General features: G+C 61.8%; 11 protein-coding genes. 2 read left to right on the plus strand and 9 right to left on the minus strand.

The features are described from left to right. Window positions 1–4: 4 nt before the first annotated feature. The 9 genes from A9D15_RS15905 to A9D15_RS15945 all read right to left on the minus strand — a co-directional run bounded on the left by A9D15_RS15905 (window position 5) and on the right by A9D15_RS15945 (window position 11,759). On the minus strand, window positions 5–583 hold the full coding sequence (locus tag A9D15_RS15905) for a GNAT family N-acetyltransferase (RefSeq protein ID WP_066766859.1): 579 nt from the start codon (window positions 581–583) through the stop codon (window positions 5–7). Beyond that, window positions 580–1,668 carry an alpha/beta fold hydrolase gene (locus A9D15_RS15910; RefSeq protein WP_066766863.1) on the minus strand — a complete coding sequence of 363 codons (1,089 nt, stop codon included), beginning with the start codon at window positions 1,666–1,668 and terminating at the stop codon, window positions 580–582. The genes A9D15_RS15905 and A9D15_RS15910 overlap by 4 nt, the downstream gene beginning before the upstream one ends. Next, window positions 1,661–2,023 carry a poly(R)-hydroxyalkanoic acid synthase subunit PhaE gene (locus A9D15_RS15915; protein WP_066766864.1) on the minus strand — a complete coding sequence of 121 codons (363 nt, stop codon included), beginning with the start codon at window positions 2,021–2,023 and terminating at the stop codon, window positions 1,661–1,663. Before A9D15_RS15915 ends, A9D15_RS15910 begins: the two co-directional genes overlap by 8 nt. 96 nt (window positions 2,024–2,119) lie before the next feature. Further along, complete coding sequence (paoC, locus tag A9D15_RS15920; protein ID WP_066766866.1) at window positions 2,120–4,306, minus strand: aldehyde oxidoreductase molybdenum-binding subunit PaoC; 2,187 nt, start codon at window positions 4,304–4,306, stop codon at window positions 2,120–2,122. A 5-nt stretch (window positions 4,307–4,311) separates the two neighbouring features. After that, a complete protein-coding gene (locus A9D15_RS15925; RefSeq protein WP_066766868.1) occupies window positions 4,312–5,262 on the minus strand; it encodes an FAD binding domain-containing protein in 951 nt (316 codons plus the stop codon). Further along, the gene (paoA, locus tag A9D15_RS15930) at window positions 5,259–5,891 is read right to left on the minus strand and encodes an aldehyde dehydrogenase iron-sulfur subunit PaoA (RefSeq protein WP_066766870.1); all 633 of its coding nucleotides are present in this window, start codon (window positions 5,889–5,891) and stop codon (window positions 5,259–5,261) included. Before paoA ends, A9D15_RS15925 begins: the two co-directional genes overlap by 4 nt. Window positions 5,892–6,104: 213 nt before the next feature. Beyond that, window positions 6,105–8,567 (minus strand): TonB-dependent receptor, encoded by a 2,463-nt coding sequence (locus A9D15_RS15935; protein WP_066766872.1) that lies wholly within the window; start codon window positions 8,565–8,567, stop codon window positions 6,105–6,107. A gap of 153 nt (window positions 8,568–8,720) precedes the next feature. Further along, complete coding sequence (locus A9D15_RS15940) at window positions 8,721–9,122, minus strand: hypothetical protein (protein ID WP_066766875.1); 402 nt, start codon at window positions 9,120–9,122, stop codon at window positions 8,721–8,723. 186 nt (window positions 9,123–9,308) lie between these two features. Then, window positions 9,309–11,759: a TonB-dependent receptor gene (locus A9D15_RS15945; RefSeq protein WP_066766879.1), complete on the minus strand. Its 2,451-nt coding sequence runs from the start codon at window positions 11,757–11,759 to the stop codon at window positions 9,309–9,311. A 123-nt stretch (window positions 11,760–11,882) separates the two neighbouring features. Here A9D15_RS15945 and A9D15_RS15950 point away from each other — a divergent pair, with 123 nt between their 5' ends. After that, entirely contained in the window at window positions 11,883–13,451 is a 1,569-nt protein-coding gene (locus A9D15_RS15950) for a tetratricopeptide repeat-containing sulfotransferase family protein (protein ID WP_066766887.1), read from the plus strand. 653 nt (window positions 13,452–14,104) lie between these two features. Further along, on the plus strand, window positions 14,105–15,695 hold a 1,591-nt coding region (locus A9D15_RS15955; protein WP_216634399.1), incomplete at its 3' end, for an SdrD B-like domain-containing protein.

A 15,695-nucleotide genomic window follows, 5' to 3' on the forward strand; every position in this document is an offset into this window, starting at 1 on the left:
GGCTTCAGCCCAGCCCGTAGACCGAGTGCATCGAGCGGTGGCTGCGCGTATCCTGCGCCATGATCAGGATGTCGCTCGATACGCCTTCGGCATCGCGGACGTGATCGCGCAGCAGCGCCTCGGGGCGGAAACCCATTTCCTCGAACATCTGGCGCGCCGCTTCCTGATCGGTCGTCATGCGCACGGTCAGCCTCTCGATCTTCTCATCCGCTGCAGCGTCAAGGCAGTGCATCGCGAGCAGGCGGCCCAGCCCCATGCCGCGGCTGTCGGCATCGACCAGCACGCGCACTTCGGCGACATGCGGCGACCAGCTGAGTTCATCGCGCACCAACGCGGTGCAGCCGTGGATCACGTCGCCTTCGACCGCGACGATCGAGCGGATCGTACCTGCCGCGATTTCCTGCATCCATGCCTTGAACACGCGCGGGCTGCGGATGTCGCGCTTCAGGAACAGCAGCTCGCGCACCGGCAGGCCGTTGGCGAAAAGCAGCATAGCCTCTTCGTCGGCGGCGGTCAGCGGACGCAGCGTGACGCGGCGACCGGCAAGGTCGATCTCGGTGGGTGCGATGTCGAGAGCAGTCATGTGGATCTCTTTCCGAGCCAGGTATCGATGTGCGGCCACAGCCGGCGCAAGGCAGCAGGCCCCGCGACGAGCGAGACGTGGCCGCCCTTGGCGACGATCTCGTCGCGGTCGTTGGAAGATGTCATCGTCATCAGCGGGCCCGTGGCCTCGTGGCTGACGACGTGGTCGTGCTTGGCGACGACGTTGAGGATCGACGCGTCGATATTGTCCAGCTTGGCCTTCTTGCCATTGATCTCGAACTTGCCTTCGACAAGCGCGTTTTCCCACATCAGGTCTTTGATCAATTGGCCGAAATAGGCACCCGGAATCGGCAGCGTTTCCGCCGCCCAGCGGTCGAACATGCGGTACGACTTCACGAATTCGTCGTTCCACATGTTGGTCCAGAGATTGACGCGCCCCGCCGTCCTGTTCGCCGGGCGGGCCAGGTCGAATGCGCCCAGCATGATTTCGGGCGGGATCAGCTCGAGTTCGCGGACCAGCAGGTCGACATCGAAATATCGCTTGTCCGCCCATGTCTGGAACAGGTGCATGTGCGAAAAGTCGATTGGCGTGGCCAGCGTGACGAGGTTGCGGATGCGCTTCGTGGTGTCGAGCGCGGCATAGATCGTCGCCAATGTGCCGCCGGCACAATAGCCGGCAAGGCTTACGTCGCGCTCACCGGTCTTGTCCTCGATCACTTGCAGCGCGGCGGGAATGAAGCGTCCGACGTAATCCTCGAACCCCAGCACGCTCTCGTCGCGGCGCGGCGGGTTCCAGTCGAGGTTGTAGACGTCGTAACCCTGACCCAGCAGGTATTCGAAGAAACTCTGCCCCTTGGCTAGGTCGAAGATATAGCCGCGATTTGTGGGCGGCGAGACGACCAGCAAAGGCACACGGTAAATCTCGTCCAGCAGCGGGCGATAGCGGTAGAGCACCGCCGTCCCGTCGCGGTAGAGCACGTCCTTGGGCATGTGGCCCACCGGCTCGCGATCGGCGACAAGGAAGTCGAGCCCCTTGATGTTGCGTTTCAGCGCGCGGTCCACCTCGCGGCGGACCTGCTGCGAAATCGCTTCGGGATCGAGAAGTTCTAGTGCGTTTTCACTCATCGGCCTTGGGATCGGCCGGGGGTTTGCGCGTGCGCTTCGGCTCGCCCCCCGATGCCTTGCGGGTCCCCTCCCCCATTTCCAGCCTGATCTGCGCGATGTGATCCTCGATCACGGCAAGACGCTCGGAGATCTCGTCAATCTGGCTCTTGCTCGGCAGGTTCAGCGAACGCAGCACCGCCTCGGTCTGCTCGGCCATGGCCTTTTGCGCATAGACGGTGGCTTTCGTCGCCTGCCCGATCAGCGCGCCGAATTCCTCGCTGTTCGTGAACTGGCCCGACCATGCGTTGAGCTCGTGTTCCCAACGCTGGATAACGTCCTGCCATGCGGCCACGGGATTGAACGGTTTTTCGGTCATTACCCGACTTAAGCGTATCGGGGCAGCGCAACCAACTATGACTTACGCCAAGTAATTCGCGGCGGGTCGCAGCAATTGCGCCCCGCCGCACATGGATCAGACAAGCGCGGGCAGCCTGTCCAGATACTTGTCCAGCGTCAGCGGATAGTCGCGCACGCGGATGCCCGTGGCGTTGTAGATCGCGTTGGCGATCGCAGCGCCGGGGCCGCAGATGCCCAGTTCGCCCACGCCCTTCGCCTTTATCGGCGAAATCGCCGGGTCGGGCGTGTCGAGAAAGACGACATCCTGATGCGGCACGTCGGCGTGTACGGCGACTTCGTATCCGGCAAGGTCGTGGTTCACGAAAAAGCCAAAGCGCGGATCGACGGCCAGTTCCTCGCTCAGCGCCATGCCGACCGACATCGTCATTGCGCCGATCACCTGGCTGCGCGCCGAAAGCGGATTGAGGATGCGGCCCGCATCGCAGACCGACAGCATCCGGCGGATATGGGTTTCGCCGGTATAGGCATCGACCGCGACTTCGCAGAAGTGCGCGGCATATGTGCCGATGTTGTAGTCGCGCTGGAACTTGCCGAACTCGATCGCGTCTTCCGCCGACATTGCGCCCGCATCGCCAAGCGCGTGGGTCTTGTCGCCCGCAACGATCTTGCCGTCGGCAAACGTTGCCGCGTCGCCATCGAAGCCCAGCGCCTCGCCGATCTTCCGGCGCAGTGCGACGCAGGCGGCATAGACGCCCGCGGTAGAGCTTGCCGCCCCCCACTGCCCGCCCGAACCTGCCGAGGCCGGATAGGCGGAATCGCCCAGTTCGACCGTCACATGGTCCAGCGGAACGCCCATCGTCTCGGCGGCAGTCTGCGCGATGATCGTGTAGCTGCCCGTCCCGATATCGGTCATGTCGGTTTCAACCGTGACGTGACCGTTTGCGGCAAGCTTCACGCGGGCTGCCGACTTCATCGTCGGGCTGCCGCGGAAACCGGCGGCCATGCCCATGCCGACGAGATAGCGCCCGTCGCGCACCAGTCCCGGCTTTGCGTTACGCTTCGACCAGCCGAAAAGCTCGGCCCCTTCCTTCATGCAGCGCACGAGGTTGCGTTCGCTGAACTGTTTGTCGGGCTGGCCAGGAACAGTCTTGCCCGGCTCGTTCACTTCGCGCAGCGCGATGGGGTCCATGCCGAGTTTTTCGGCCAGTTCATCCATCGCCACCTCAAGCGCGAGATGCCCCGGCGCTTCGCCCGGTGCGCGCATCGCGTTGCCTTCGGGCAGGTCGAGGCGCGCGCAATATTCGGCGACATAGCGGTTATCGCCCGCATAGAGCACCGGCGTCTGCGCGGTCGCGGTCTCGCCGTCGCCTGCGGAAGGAACGTTGTAGGACCAGTTCTCGTGCCCGAGCGCCGTGATCTTTCCGCTCTTCTCCGCGCCAAGCCGCACGCGCTGGATCGTTGCCTGACGGTGCGTCGTGTTGTTGGCGATGAGCGGGCGCTGCATCACGATCTTCACGGCACGACCCGTTTCCTTCGACGCCAGCGCCGCGAGAACCGCATCGGCACGCACCCAGAGCTTCCCGCCGAAACCGCCGCCCAAGTACGGTGAATCGAGCCGGATGTTCGCCGCATCGAGGCCAAGGATCGCGGCCAGCGCATCCTTCGACCATGCGATCATCTGGTTCGAGGTCCAAAGCGTTAGCTGGTCCCCCTGCCACGATGCGATGGTGGCATGCGGCTCCATCGACATGTGGCTTTCGCCCGGCGTGCTGTAGGTCTCGTCCACGGTGACCGGCGCGCTGGCGAAGGCGGCGTCGAAATCGCCGCGCGTCTTGGGTTCCCCGCTCATCGGGGCGGTCGACTTCTTCGCCTTGAGATCGAAAGTACCCTCACCGCGGTCATAGCGGGTGCGGATCAGCGCGGCTGCGGCGCGCGCCTCCTCGTACGTTTCGGCGACCACGCAGGCGATGGCCTGATGATAATGGGTCACATCGCTGCCGCCGAACAGCGGGGCGTAGTTGAACGGGCTGGACCCGACGGGCTGCATCTTCGGCGCGGCGAGAACCGCGATCACGCCCGGCGCGGCTTCGGCGTCGGAGGTATCCATCGCGGTGATCCGCCCCTTGGCGATGCCCGCGCCCACGATCCAGCCATAGGCCTGGTTGGGGATTACGTCGTGCCGTTCGTAGGCATAGGGCGCAGCACCCGTGACCTTGAGCGGACCGTCGATGCGGCGCGTGGACTTGCCCACGATGCGGGCGTTGTCGAACAGGTTCTTCCCTGCAGGTGCGTCGAACTTCATGTCGCTCAGCTCCGCGCTTCTGCGATGACACCGGCGAGCGTGCGCTCTGCCAGAGTGATCTTGTACTTGTTGTGCTCGGTCGGGCTCGCGCCCTCGAATGCCTTGGCGACGACCGCGCCCGCGCCTTGCGGCAGCAGGGCTTCGGCAGCCTCCACCCGCCACGGTTTGTGCGCTACGCCGCCGAACGCGACGCGGCCCGAGCCGTCATCGTTGAGGATCGCGGCGACCGAGACCAGCGCGAAGGCATAGGACCGGCGATCGCGTACCTTGTGGTAGAAGTGCTGTCCGCCGACAGGGGCCGGAAGCCTGACCGAGACGATCAGTTCGCCCTTGCCGAGCGTATTGTCGAGCCACGGCTTGTCGCCCGGCAGGCGGTGGAATTCCGCCATCGGGATCGTGCGCGTCTTGCCGTCGGGCAGAACGGTTTCGACCACCGCATCGAGCACGCGCATGGCGATCGCCATATCGCCCGGATAAGTCGCGATGCACTTGTCCGACGTGCCCACCACGGCAAGCTGGCGCGAAAAGCCCTCTGCCGCAGCGCAGCCCGAGTTAGGGACGCGCTTGTTGCAGGGCATGTTGGGGTCGTAGAAATAGGGGCACCGCGTGCGCTGCAAAAGGTTGCCCGCCGTCGTCGCCTTGTTGCGAAGCTGGCCCGATGCGCCGGCTACGATCGCGCGGGTCAGCACTGCGTAATCCTTGCGAACCTTCGGATGCGCGGCGAGCGCGGTGTTCGTCACCAACGCTCCGATGCGCAGGCCGCCGTCGTTCGTCTCCTCGATCTTGTCGAGGGCAAGATCCTGCACGTCGACAAGGTGCGTCGGCGCCTCGATCTCAAGCTTCATGAGGTCGAGCAGGTTGGTCCCGCCCGCGATGAACTTTGCCCCTTCGCGGCCCGCGACCGCAGCTGCCGCCTCGGCCGGGCTTTTCGCGCGTTCGTAAGTGAAAGCCTTCATGCCTTGGCTCCCCCGACTTCGGACATTGCATCAAAGATGTTCGAGTAGGCGCCGCAGCGGCAGATGTTGCCGCTCATCCGCTCGGTCATCTCGGCGCGGGTCATTGCCATCGGCGCGGTAAGATCGCCGGTCACGTGGCTGGGCACACCCGCCTCGATCTCTTTCAGCACGGCGACCGCGCTGCAGATCTGCCCCGGGGTGCAATAGCCGCACTGGTATCCGTCGTGCTTGACGAAGGCTTCCTGCATCGGATGCATGTCATCCGCCGTGCCCAGCCCCTCGATCGTGGCGACTTCATCGCCCTGATGCATGACGGCGAGCGTCAGGCACGAGTTCACGCGCGTCCCGTTCACCATAACGGTGCATGCCCCGCACTGGCCGTGGTCGCAGCCCTTTTTCGTACCTGTCAGCTTCAGATGTTCGCGCAGCGTGTCGAGCAGCGTCGTGCGAGTGTCGAGTTCAAGTTCGACCTCCTTGCCGTTGACGACAAGCTTGACCGGAACCGGCGCGATCTTTGCGGCCTTGGCCGGGCCTTGCGCGGCAGCCGGTACGGTTGTGACCGCAGCCGAAGCCGCGCCCGCGACGAGAACGCCGCGGCGAGTGATGGGCGGGGTGGGAATGGATGGCATGAGGGAACCCGTTATGGCGTGACGAAATGAGTGAGCGAGAGGAGCGCCCGCGCCGTGAGGCTAGCACCGTCAGCCAAGGTGGGAACAGAAAAGTTCTGATCACGGTCAGGCGCTTGGCTTTTGAATGGTGCAGCATGGCTGGCTCGCAAACGAAATCGGCCCCACCATCGCTGGCGGGGCCGAAATCTTTGTCGATTGCTTGTGATCAGGCGATCAGAAGCGCTTGGTCAGTTCGACCTTTATCGTGCGCGGCAGGGTGCCGAAGCCGAGCTGGTCGGCCTTTACGCCAGTCACGCCGCCAGCAGCGGTACCCGTCGACGGACCGTCGACGACGCCCGTGACATAGAACTGGTTGGTAAGGTTCTTGCCGATCAGGGCCAGCTGCCAGTTGCCGTCCGATGCGCCGACGCGGAGACCGGCATCGATGGTCCAGTAATCGTCCTGGACCGCGATCGGGTTGGCGAAGGCCGACGGGTTGTAGCTGTCCGAGTAACGGGCGTTGGCATTGAAGCCCATCATCAGCGCGCTCGAGATGTCGGTCTCGTAGTTCACGCCGATCACGCCGGTCCATTCCGGAGCGACCGAGAGGCGTTCGCCCGTCAGGTTCTGGCGGATCTGTCCGTCGGCGGTGATGACGTTGCAGCCTTCAGCCTGCGTCTGGCCCGAATAGCACGGACCTTCGGGGAAGCTGTCGTATTTCGCGTCGTTGTAGTTGATCGCCGCGTTGAGGTTGAGACCCGGCACTGCGTAGGGCGCGTATTCGAGTTCGAGTTCCACGCCCTGCGTCTTCGCATCGGCGGTCAGCGTGTTGAACGCGAAGACCGGCGAGTTGAAGAAGTCGACCTGGAAGTCGTTCACCGTGTAGGTGAAGACGGTCAGGTTGGCGCGAAGCTGGTTGTCGAGCACGGTCGACTTGATGCCGACTTCGAAGCCTTCGGCCTCTTCAGGGTTGAAGGTAAGGTCGCCGTAAGGGTCGGCCGACAGCTTCGAGTTGATGCCGCCGTTCGAGAAGCCGCCCGACTTGTAGGCCGTCTTGTAGGCGGCATAGAGCAGGATGTCCGGCGTCGGTTCGTAAGTCAGCGTGACTTCCGGCGCGAAGTCCTTGAACTTCTGGTTGGCGGTCACGATGCCCAGCGGATCGTCGGCGCTGCGATAGACGACCGAGAATGCCGGGTTCACGTATTCCTGCGCGAAGTAGCTATCCTTCGATTCGTCGGTGTAACGACCGCCCGCCGCCAGTTCGAAACCGTCCATGATCTCGAAACGGACCTGGCCGAAGATGGCGAAGGTTTCGCCCTTGGTGGTGCTGATCTTCTCGCTCGCGGCATAGACGAGGTCGGGGCGCGGCGCGGCGCTGTCGCGCACGTCGCTATAGAAGCCCCACTGGCCGAAATCGCGATCGGTCTTCTGGTACAGACCGCCGATCATGAAGTTGAACGGACCGTCGAATAGCGAAGTCAGGCGCAGTTCCTGCGAAAAGGCTTCCCAGGTCGAATTCTCGGTCGCGAAGATCATGCCGCCCGGCACTGCGTCCGTGGTCTGGAAGTTACAGGCGCACAGCCACGAGTTGTTGTTGCGCTGCCAGTTGGTGACCGACGCGATCGACATGTTGTCCATGTCGTACTCGAGCTCGTTGTTGATGCCCCAGCTGCGGTAGCGGTTGTACGGCGTGCCGTCGTCGCTGCCGTAAGGGACGGTGCGCGAAATTTCTGCCGGCAGGCCGTTCTGGTGCGTGATGAAGTCCTTCTCGCACGGATAGACGGTAAGCTGACTGAAACCGGTGCCGTTGCCGCAGGAATAGGCGACGTAGTTCCAGCTGTTGTTCAGCGTGTCGTTCTGGTTACGCGTGACCTTCAGCGTGTTGGTGAGATTGTCGGTCGGCTCCCACTTCAGCGTGCCGCGGGCCAGGAATTCCTCCTGCTGCGGCATCGGGCTTTCGATGGGCAGCGCCACGTAGGTTTCCGGATCGCCGAAGCCCTGTGCAACGTCGACCGTGGTATAGTTCATCGGGGTCGAGACGTTGCGGTAGTAGCCGCCGTCCATGTCCGAATAGCGTGCGGCAAGACGAATGCCGAGCGTGTCGCTGAGCGGGCCCGAGATGATGCCTTCGAGCTGGTACTGATTGGCCTTGAATTCGTAACCGGCCTTGATCGAACCGGTCCATTCGTAGGTCGGATCATTGGTGGTCAGCGAGATCACGCCGGCGGTCGCGTTCTTGCCGAAGAACAGGGCCTGCGGGCCCTTCAGCACTTCGACGCGGGCAAGATCGAAGAAGCCTTCTTCGATGACGCGGCCCTGGCCGTAATATGCGCCGTCGACGACGATGGCGACCGACTGTTCGATGCCGATCGAGGTCGATGACGAACCGATGCCGCGCAGGGTGATCTGGGCCGACGAGCCGTTCGAGGCGCGGCCGACGTTGAGGTTCGGCGTTGCAGCAGCGATCTTTTCGATGCTGGTGATGTCGCGGTTCTGGATCATCTCTTCCGACATCGCGGTGACGGCGACGGGAACGTCCTGAACGCTTTCCTCGCGCTTACGAGCGGTAACGACGATTTCGTTGAGGCCGCCGGTCTTCGCGGTTTCGGTCTGCGCATCCTGAGCGTAGGCGACCTGCGACGTCAGTGCCAGCGAAGCACCTCCGAGAAGATAGACGGATTTCGAGCGTAAAGACATGACGATCTCTCCCTTTAAAACCAATAGCCGGCGCCTCTTCACGGGCACGACTGTTCCGGACGGCTATTAGGTTGAGGATGTTTTACGAGCGCCTGTCGGATTACATAGCTATCGGTTTTGTCAGGTTCCTGCGGTCCACTGCAATAATCGTTATTACAGTGGCATTCCTGCAACATGAAGCGCAGCGTTGAAGTCGTCGATGGCAGCGGAACAAACCTCTGCTACGTGCTCCTGCCCGAAGATGCATTGCAGGGTTACGGCCCTTGAGCATCGTTCCTGCAGCAAGGAGAGGATCAGCGCCTCCCCTTCCGCGATCAGGGGGCAGCCTTCCATCGCGAAGCCGAAACGCAGCCTTGCGCGCACGTTCAACACCGTGAGAATGCGGTGAAAAGCGCCGACCCCGGCCATCAGGCCGCGGTCCAGAAAGTCGCTTGCCACCGCATCGGCCGGGCACTTGCGCTTGCTAACTGCGCCGACCCACTTGCGGGTGGCGGCGACAATAAACGCTTCGGCAGGGGCAAGGTCGGCAGTTCGGTGGTCGAGATAACGGTACAAGGGCGACTCCTGTCGAGGGACTTGGGCGGACCCTACCCATAGCGGCGCCCTTGTTGCAACCGATTATCATTAGCGATCTTGCTGCATGTCGCAGAGGTTTGAATCAGAACGGCCCGCCCGGCGTAAACCGGACGGGCCGTCCCTGTGCGATCGTGCCAGCGCAGGTGGGACCGCTCCGGCTTTCGATCAGAACTTCAGCGTCGAGCGGATGCCGATCGTGCGCGGTGCGGCCACGAATGTGCCGTAACGACGTACGTAGTGCGGATCACCGTTCTCGTCATAGACGACCTGGTTGTATTCGGGCGACGAACGCACGCCGGTTTCCGCATACTTGTCGAACAGGTTGTCGACGTAGAGCTGCGTCGAGAAACCTTTGTAGTCGAGCGTCAGCGCCGCGCCGTGCATGGCAAAACCCTTCAATGTCGTGCCCTGACGGCCGCCCGCGCGGGTCAGGATGTTCGACTGTGCGGTCATCTTGTAGGTGAAGCCGATGTCGGTATCGGGCCCGACCGGCTGCTTGTAGCTGACGAAGATGTTGCCCTTGTGCTTCGGGCTGCCCGGCAGACGATCGCCGTCGAGGCCGTCTTCATAAAGCGTGCCGAAGCCCGGCCCTTCGGTATAGGCGATCAGATCGGGGCTGAGCGCGGTGAGCTTCGCATCGGTGTAGGAGTAGTTGCCGCTGACCGTCAGTTCCGGCGTCACGCGTAAACTGGCCGACAGTTCGACACCCTTCGATTCCGCGCCCCCGCCATTGATCGTGATCGGCAATCCGCCCGCAAGCGTGGTGGAAGAAAGCTGCGGATCCGACCAGTCGATGTAGTAAACGGCACCGTTCAGCGTCAGGCGGCGGTTGAAGAGCTGCGTCTTGAAGCCAAGTTCGTAGTTCGTCGTTTCGTCCGGGCCGTACGCGAATTCGTTCGGCAGGGCGCACAGCGTCTGGTTGTCCGGATCGTTCGGGTCGAACCCATCGGGGCAGGCCGCGATGCCGTTGCCGCTACCGATCCGGAAGCCCTTGCTGACGGTCGCATAGACCAGCGCGTCGGGGTTGAACTCGTACGATGTGTTCACCTTCCAGAGGAAGCCGTCCTTCTTCTGGTTCGATTCCTCAAACTCCAGCTGGATGTCGTTTGCCGGATCGCGCCCGTCGAAGGCGATGGAGAAGAGCGGAAGATCGAAGGCCGAAGCGACCTTGTAGTCGTACTTGTAATAACGGCCACCCAGAGTGACCTGCCATTCCGGCGTTATCTCGTAACCGACCTCGCCATAGACCGCGTATTCCTTCAGCTTTTCGCGAACGGCTTGCACGTATTCGATATTCGCCGGGTAGTCGGTGCCGTAATATTGGTCGAGGTAGGGCGTGAACTCGAGGCTCAGGCTTTCGGCATCGCGCTGGTTGTAGAACCCGCCGACGATCCAGCTGAGCGGACCTGCGCTGGTGCTGACGAGACGCAGTTCCTGCGTCCAGGTTTCTTCCTCGCCCGTTTCCTGCGTGCGCGAGGTAAACGTGGGGAACGCTTCGTAGCTGTATTCGAGCGTGATCAGCAGGTCCGTCTGGTCGCGGTTGCCGTCGTCGGAATACTTGGAATAACCGGTCGCGCTGGTCAGTTCGGCAAAGCCGAGATCGAGCGCGGCTTCGAGCGCGAAGAGTTCGTTGCGGATCTTGTTGGGTTCAAGCACGCGCAGCGCGTTTTCATAGTCGCCCACTGTAACCGGAAAATCGACGAAATCACCGTTCGAATCCAGCAGCGGCTGATCGTTCAGGCTGTTGTGCGTAAGCTGGCGTCCGCCGACCTTAAGGTCCTGAAGGTAGTAGGTGAGGTTGATGTCCAGCGCATCGACCGGCTGCCAGCGCAGCGCGGCGCGGGCCGAGATGATTTCTGCCCAATTGGTGTCCTTCACGCGCTTCACGGCGTCGGGATTGCCGAAATCGTCGGGATTAACGGCGCCCGCCTCGGTCACGACGAAGGGCTGGTCGATGAAGCCCTGGTCGTTCAGCAGGTCGATCGAGCCACGGAAAGCCAGCGTGTCGCCCAGCGGGACGTTGACGGTCATGCCGGTGTCGGTGCTGATCCCGCCGCCGCGCTTATAGTCATAGAAATCGGTGCGGACCTCGCCGCTGATCTCGTCGAATTGCGGACGGTTCGGGATGTAACGTACTGCGCCGCCCAGCGTGCCTGCACCATAGAGCGTGCCCTGCGGGCCGATCAGGAACTCGACACGTTCCATGTCGATCGGGCGAAGATTCACGTAAAGCGGGATTTCACCGACGTAGATGGCAACGGTGCCGCCGCCCGAATTGTCGCCGTCCTGCGCGGTCAGGGGGTCGGCGTTAAGACCGCGAAACACGATCGTGTTGCCCTGTCGCGGGCCGGCATCGACGATGTAGACGCCCGGAACGGTCGCCGCGATGCTTTCGAGATCAAGGGTGCGCTGTTCTTCAAGGGCATCGGCCGTCACGGCCGCGATGTTGAAGGGGACGTCCTGCACCGTGTCGGCGCGGCGAGTCGCGGTGACGATGATCTCGTTGCCGCTGGCCTGGGCGGTCTCTGCCTGCGCATGCGCGACGGCGGGGACCATGGCAGGGGAGAGGACGGAGCCGATGAAAAGAGACATGCGGAAAGTATGTGCAGATTGCATCTGTCTTGGTCCTTGTCTTGATAGCAGCGACCAGTCCCCACATCCGCCGCAAGCTACACCAATTTTGGTGCGGCGCAGCATGACTCGCTTTGTGCAATCCGATAACCCTTGTAACCAATCGTCATGACAGAAACGTCGATCCCCGTTGCAGTTTTGCAACTTTTCGCCGGAAGAGAGCGCGAAGCTTTCGCATCCGCACAGGCGTATCTGCGCGAAAAGGGCGCGGATGCGGCATCAGTTTTGGTGCTCGCCGCAATTGCGCTGGAACACGGCAACGACGCCAAGGCGGAGGAACTGGCGGACCTTGCGGAGAAGATCGGCGGCGCGGAAGGCTGGCGGCACATTTTGCTGGGACGCCTGGCCCTGAAACGCAGCGATACCGCCGCCGCCCGCGACGCGGCCCGCGCTGCTGCGGCGGTTGGCGTGGATTGGCCCGAACTGGCAGGCGATCTGGGCGTCCTGTTCTCCCGCACTGGCCTGCATACAGCGGCACTCCCCTTTCTGGCCCGCGCGATGGAAGCCGAGCGGTTCGATCCACAGGCCGCCTACAATTACGGCATCGCGCTGCAGTTTACCGGCGACCTGCCGAAAGCACGCGCTGTGCTTGAGGATCTCGTCACGCGCGAGCCGGCCCACGCACAGGCGTGGCTCGCCCTCGTCCCGCTGGCAAAGGACCGGCATGGCGAGTTCCTGCCTGATCTCGAGCAGAAGTTCGCGGCGACCGAAAACGCCGAGGATCGCCTGATAATCGGCCATGCGATCGCGCGGGTGCTGGAGGACAAAGGCGATTGGGACGCCTCACTCGGCTGGCTCGACCGCGCAAAGGAACCACTGGCCAAGACCACCGGCCACGACCGCGCACAAACCGAACGCCTCTTCGCCGCAGCGGCGGCCAGTGCGGGAGCGCCGATACCATTCCTGTCCGGCGACCCTTCGCCCCTGTTCATCGTCGGTATGCCGCGCAGCGGAACGACGCTCGCCGAACGCATCCTTTCCGCGCACCCTGACGTTACGTCGGCGGGCGAGCTTTCGGACTTTGCGGTCCTGATTAAGCGACTGGTGAAAACGCCTGGCGGACACGTCCTCGACGCACCGACGATCGAGGCGGCAGGAAGTGCGGATCTGTCTGCCATCGAGGCTGCTTATATCGACCGCGTTCGCACTATCGTCGGTGACAGCCCGCGCTTCATCGACAAGATGCCGTTCAATTTCTTTTTCGCGCCCCTTGTCTTGCAGGCTCTGCCTGGCGCGCGGGTCGTTTGTTTGCGCCGCTCGCCGCATGATACGGTCTTTAGCAACTACCGGCAACTTTTCGCCACGGCCTTTACTTACTATTCCTATGCCTACGACTTCGAAGACACGGCCCATTTCGTTGCGCTGTTTGAAAAACTGATCGACCACTTTGAACAGGCCCTGCCCAAAGAACGCTTCCTGTCGGTTTCCTATGAAGACATCGTCGCGGATTTCGACACGCAGGCGCGCCGCCTGGTCGCTTTCGCCGGGCTGGAATGGAACGACGCCTGCACCGCTTTCCACGAAAATTCGGCCCCTGTCGCCACGGCCAGTTCGCTGCAGGTCCGTAAGCCAATCTATGCAGACGCGGTAGCGCGTTGGAAACGATACCCCGAAGGTTCGCGTCGTGTGCAAGAGGCACTTGCCCGCTTCGGAATCGCGCATTTCAAAAAGATTTGAACTAATCTGTGCCGCCTCGGATGGTTTGGCCCGGCATAGCGCATGACCTGGCCCATCCTGCGGGACACGGCCGATGCAATCGAATGCGGAAATCTAAGGTCAAGCGCTGGGTGCAATGCGGCAACAGCATGAATCTTCAGGCAAATTACGCTCACAAATACAAAGTACAGATCTGATGCCTATGACCTTATAGAGTTACTATGCCATCCTGTAGACTGGTGCCGACTCCATTGCCAGAAAGACAACCTCGACATTCGACTTGTCTTTGTCAGAAAATTGTAAAGTCTAGATTCTGCTTTGGGCCAATAGGGACTCATGTTAGCAATTTGTTAACTGGTCGCATAGCGCGAGTCGCTGCTTGCCGATGCTGCCGGATATTACCAACGACTAAGCCGTAGCTTCCGCTGCGGCACCTGGCCGGACGCACACGTGGGGAGTGCAAGCGATGGCGCAAGTCAACAAGGACATCTTCGGTTTGCCCGAAGTATTAGTGCCTGCCTGCTCAAGGGCGGATACTTTTCAATGCATGGTGCCGACATCCCCCGACAGCCACTTTGCGCTGCTGTTTCGACACTGAACAACCTTCGCCAGGCGTCGCGGTCATCACCGTCGACGCCTTTTTTGTTTTGGTGCTTGATTGTGGGGATTGAGCGATGACTGAGCTACGCTATTGGAAGTATTCGGTGGATTATCATGACGATGATCCGTGGGATAAGGACAACATTGCCGACAACGGCATCACCGACTTCGCCATTCCGGTCGGCCCATACACGGGCGACGACTACACCGGGGACGGCAAGGTCGACATAGACCTTACCGGTTACACTTACGACAGCGACGGCAATCCTGTTGACTTCGACGTGAACGGCCAAGGGCTCGTTACGATCGATGGTGTCATTTTCGAAGGCGGCTCGATCAATTCGGGTACCGGTAACTTCAACGACTTCCTGGGCATCCAGAACACGGGAACCGAATTCGGCTTCAATACCGACAGCTCCGACCCCTCGAACCCGCATATCAAGACTTCGGGCAATTTCACGCATACGATCACGCTGGCGGACATCGCGATCACGACCGATCCCGATACGGGGATTGCCTATTACGACTTCCGGCTTGACGCGAACGAGAACAATTCATCGCTTGAAGAAGCGCAGATCTCGCTCGACACCTTCACGATCTTCACGTCGCTCGATGGAAACATCTCCGACAAGACCACGCTGTTTGGGCAGCACATAGCATACGACATGGACGGCGCGCACACGGGCGACATCTATGACGTTTCCATCATCATCACCGATGCCTACTCGTCAGGCTCGGGGCGCTCGGACCTCTCCGTCCTGATCCCGGTCAGCTATTTCGAAGGGATGTCGGAGGAGGAAACCTACCTCTACCTCTATACAGAGTTCGGATATGCCGATCCAGTTCCCGATTCCAACGGCCAGAACGGATATGACAACGATTACGATACCGACGCGACGTTCGAGGAATGGCGCACGCAAAATGCCGTAAAGTTCTACGGCACGAAGTTCCGCGACAGCGATGGCGACGGAGTGCGGGATGATGGCGAAGGCCCGGTCGCGGGCGTCGTGATGAAGCTGTTTGCCGACACGAACCTCAACGGCGTTCTCGATGCCGGCGACCAGTTGCTCCAGACAACCGAAACCGACGCATCGGGTAACTACCAATTCTATGGCGTGAAGGTCGGCGCGACCTATTTCGTGCAGGAAGAAGTGCCTGATGGCGCTTATCTCACCACCGGGGCGTACGAAACCGTCGTGGTGTCCGCCAGCGCAGATCCGGGCACGCTCTACAACGTCGATCCGATCGGCAATTTCTACACATTCGACATTTCGGGCGTGAAGTATCTCGACAGCGACGGCGATGGCGACACCACCGGTGAAAGCGGTCTGGGCGGCGTCACGATCTTCATCGACGTCAACGACAACGGCACTTACGAAGCCGACACCGACGAGGCGACCACAACCGCCGACGACGGCTCGTGGTCCTTCACCGGCCTCGACGAGACCTACATCGGTCTCGACGTCTACGAGGTCGAGCCGAGCGGCTACTCGCAGACGCTGGGCCAGGCCGGCTACACCATCGATGCCGATGGCGCGGACGACATGGACTTCGCCAACTTCCCGCTCTTCGACATCTCGGGCGTGAAGTATCTCGACAGCGACGGTGATGGCGACACCACCGGTGAAAGCGGTCTGGGCGACGTCACGATCTTCATCGACGTCA

Origin of the sequence: Croceicoccus pelagius, from assembly GCF_001661915.1 — a bacterium.
Taxonomy (GTDB): Bacteria; Pseudomonadota; Alphaproteobacteria; order Sphingomonadales; family Sphingomonadaceae; genus Croceicoccus; species Croceicoccus pelagius.

Bases quoted from the DNA above. Each gene is read 5' to 3' on its own strand.
- A9D15_RS15905 (WP_066766859.1), bottom strand. From the start codon at position 583: ATGACTGCTCTCGACATCGCACCCACCGAGATCGACCTTGCCGGTCGC.
- A9D15_RS15910 (WP_066766863.1), bottom strand. From the start codon at position 1,668: ATGAGTGAAAACGCACTAGAACTTCTCGATCCCGAAGCGATTTCGCAG.
- A9D15_RS15915 (WP_066766864.1), bottom strand. From the start codon at position 2,023: ATGACCGAAAAACCGTTCAATCCCGTGGCCGCATGGCAGGACGTTATC.
- paoC (WP_066766866.1), bottom strand. From the start codon at position 4,306: ATGAAGTTCGACGCACCTGCAGGGAAGAACCTGTTCGACAACGCCCGC.
- A9D15_RS15925 (WP_066766868.1), bottom strand. From the start codon at position 5,262: ATGAAGGCTTTCACTTACGAACGCGCGAAAAGCCCGGCCGAGGCGGCA.
- paoA (WP_066766870.1), bottom strand. From the start codon at position 5,891: ATGCCATCCATTCCCACCCCGCCCATCACTCGCCGCGGCGTTCTCGTC.
- A9D15_RS15935 (WP_066766872.1), bottom strand. From the start codon at position 8,567: ATGTCTTTACGCTCGAAATCCGTCTATCTTCTCGGAGGTGCTTCGCTG.
- A9D15_RS15945 (WP_066766879.1), bottom strand. From the start codon at position 11,759: ATGCAATCTGCACATACTTTCCGCATGTCTCTTTTCATCGGCTCCGTC.
- A9D15_RS15950 (WP_066766887.1), top strand. From the start codon at position 11,883: ATGACAGAAACGTCGATCCCCGTTGCAGTTTTGCAACTTTTCGCCGGA.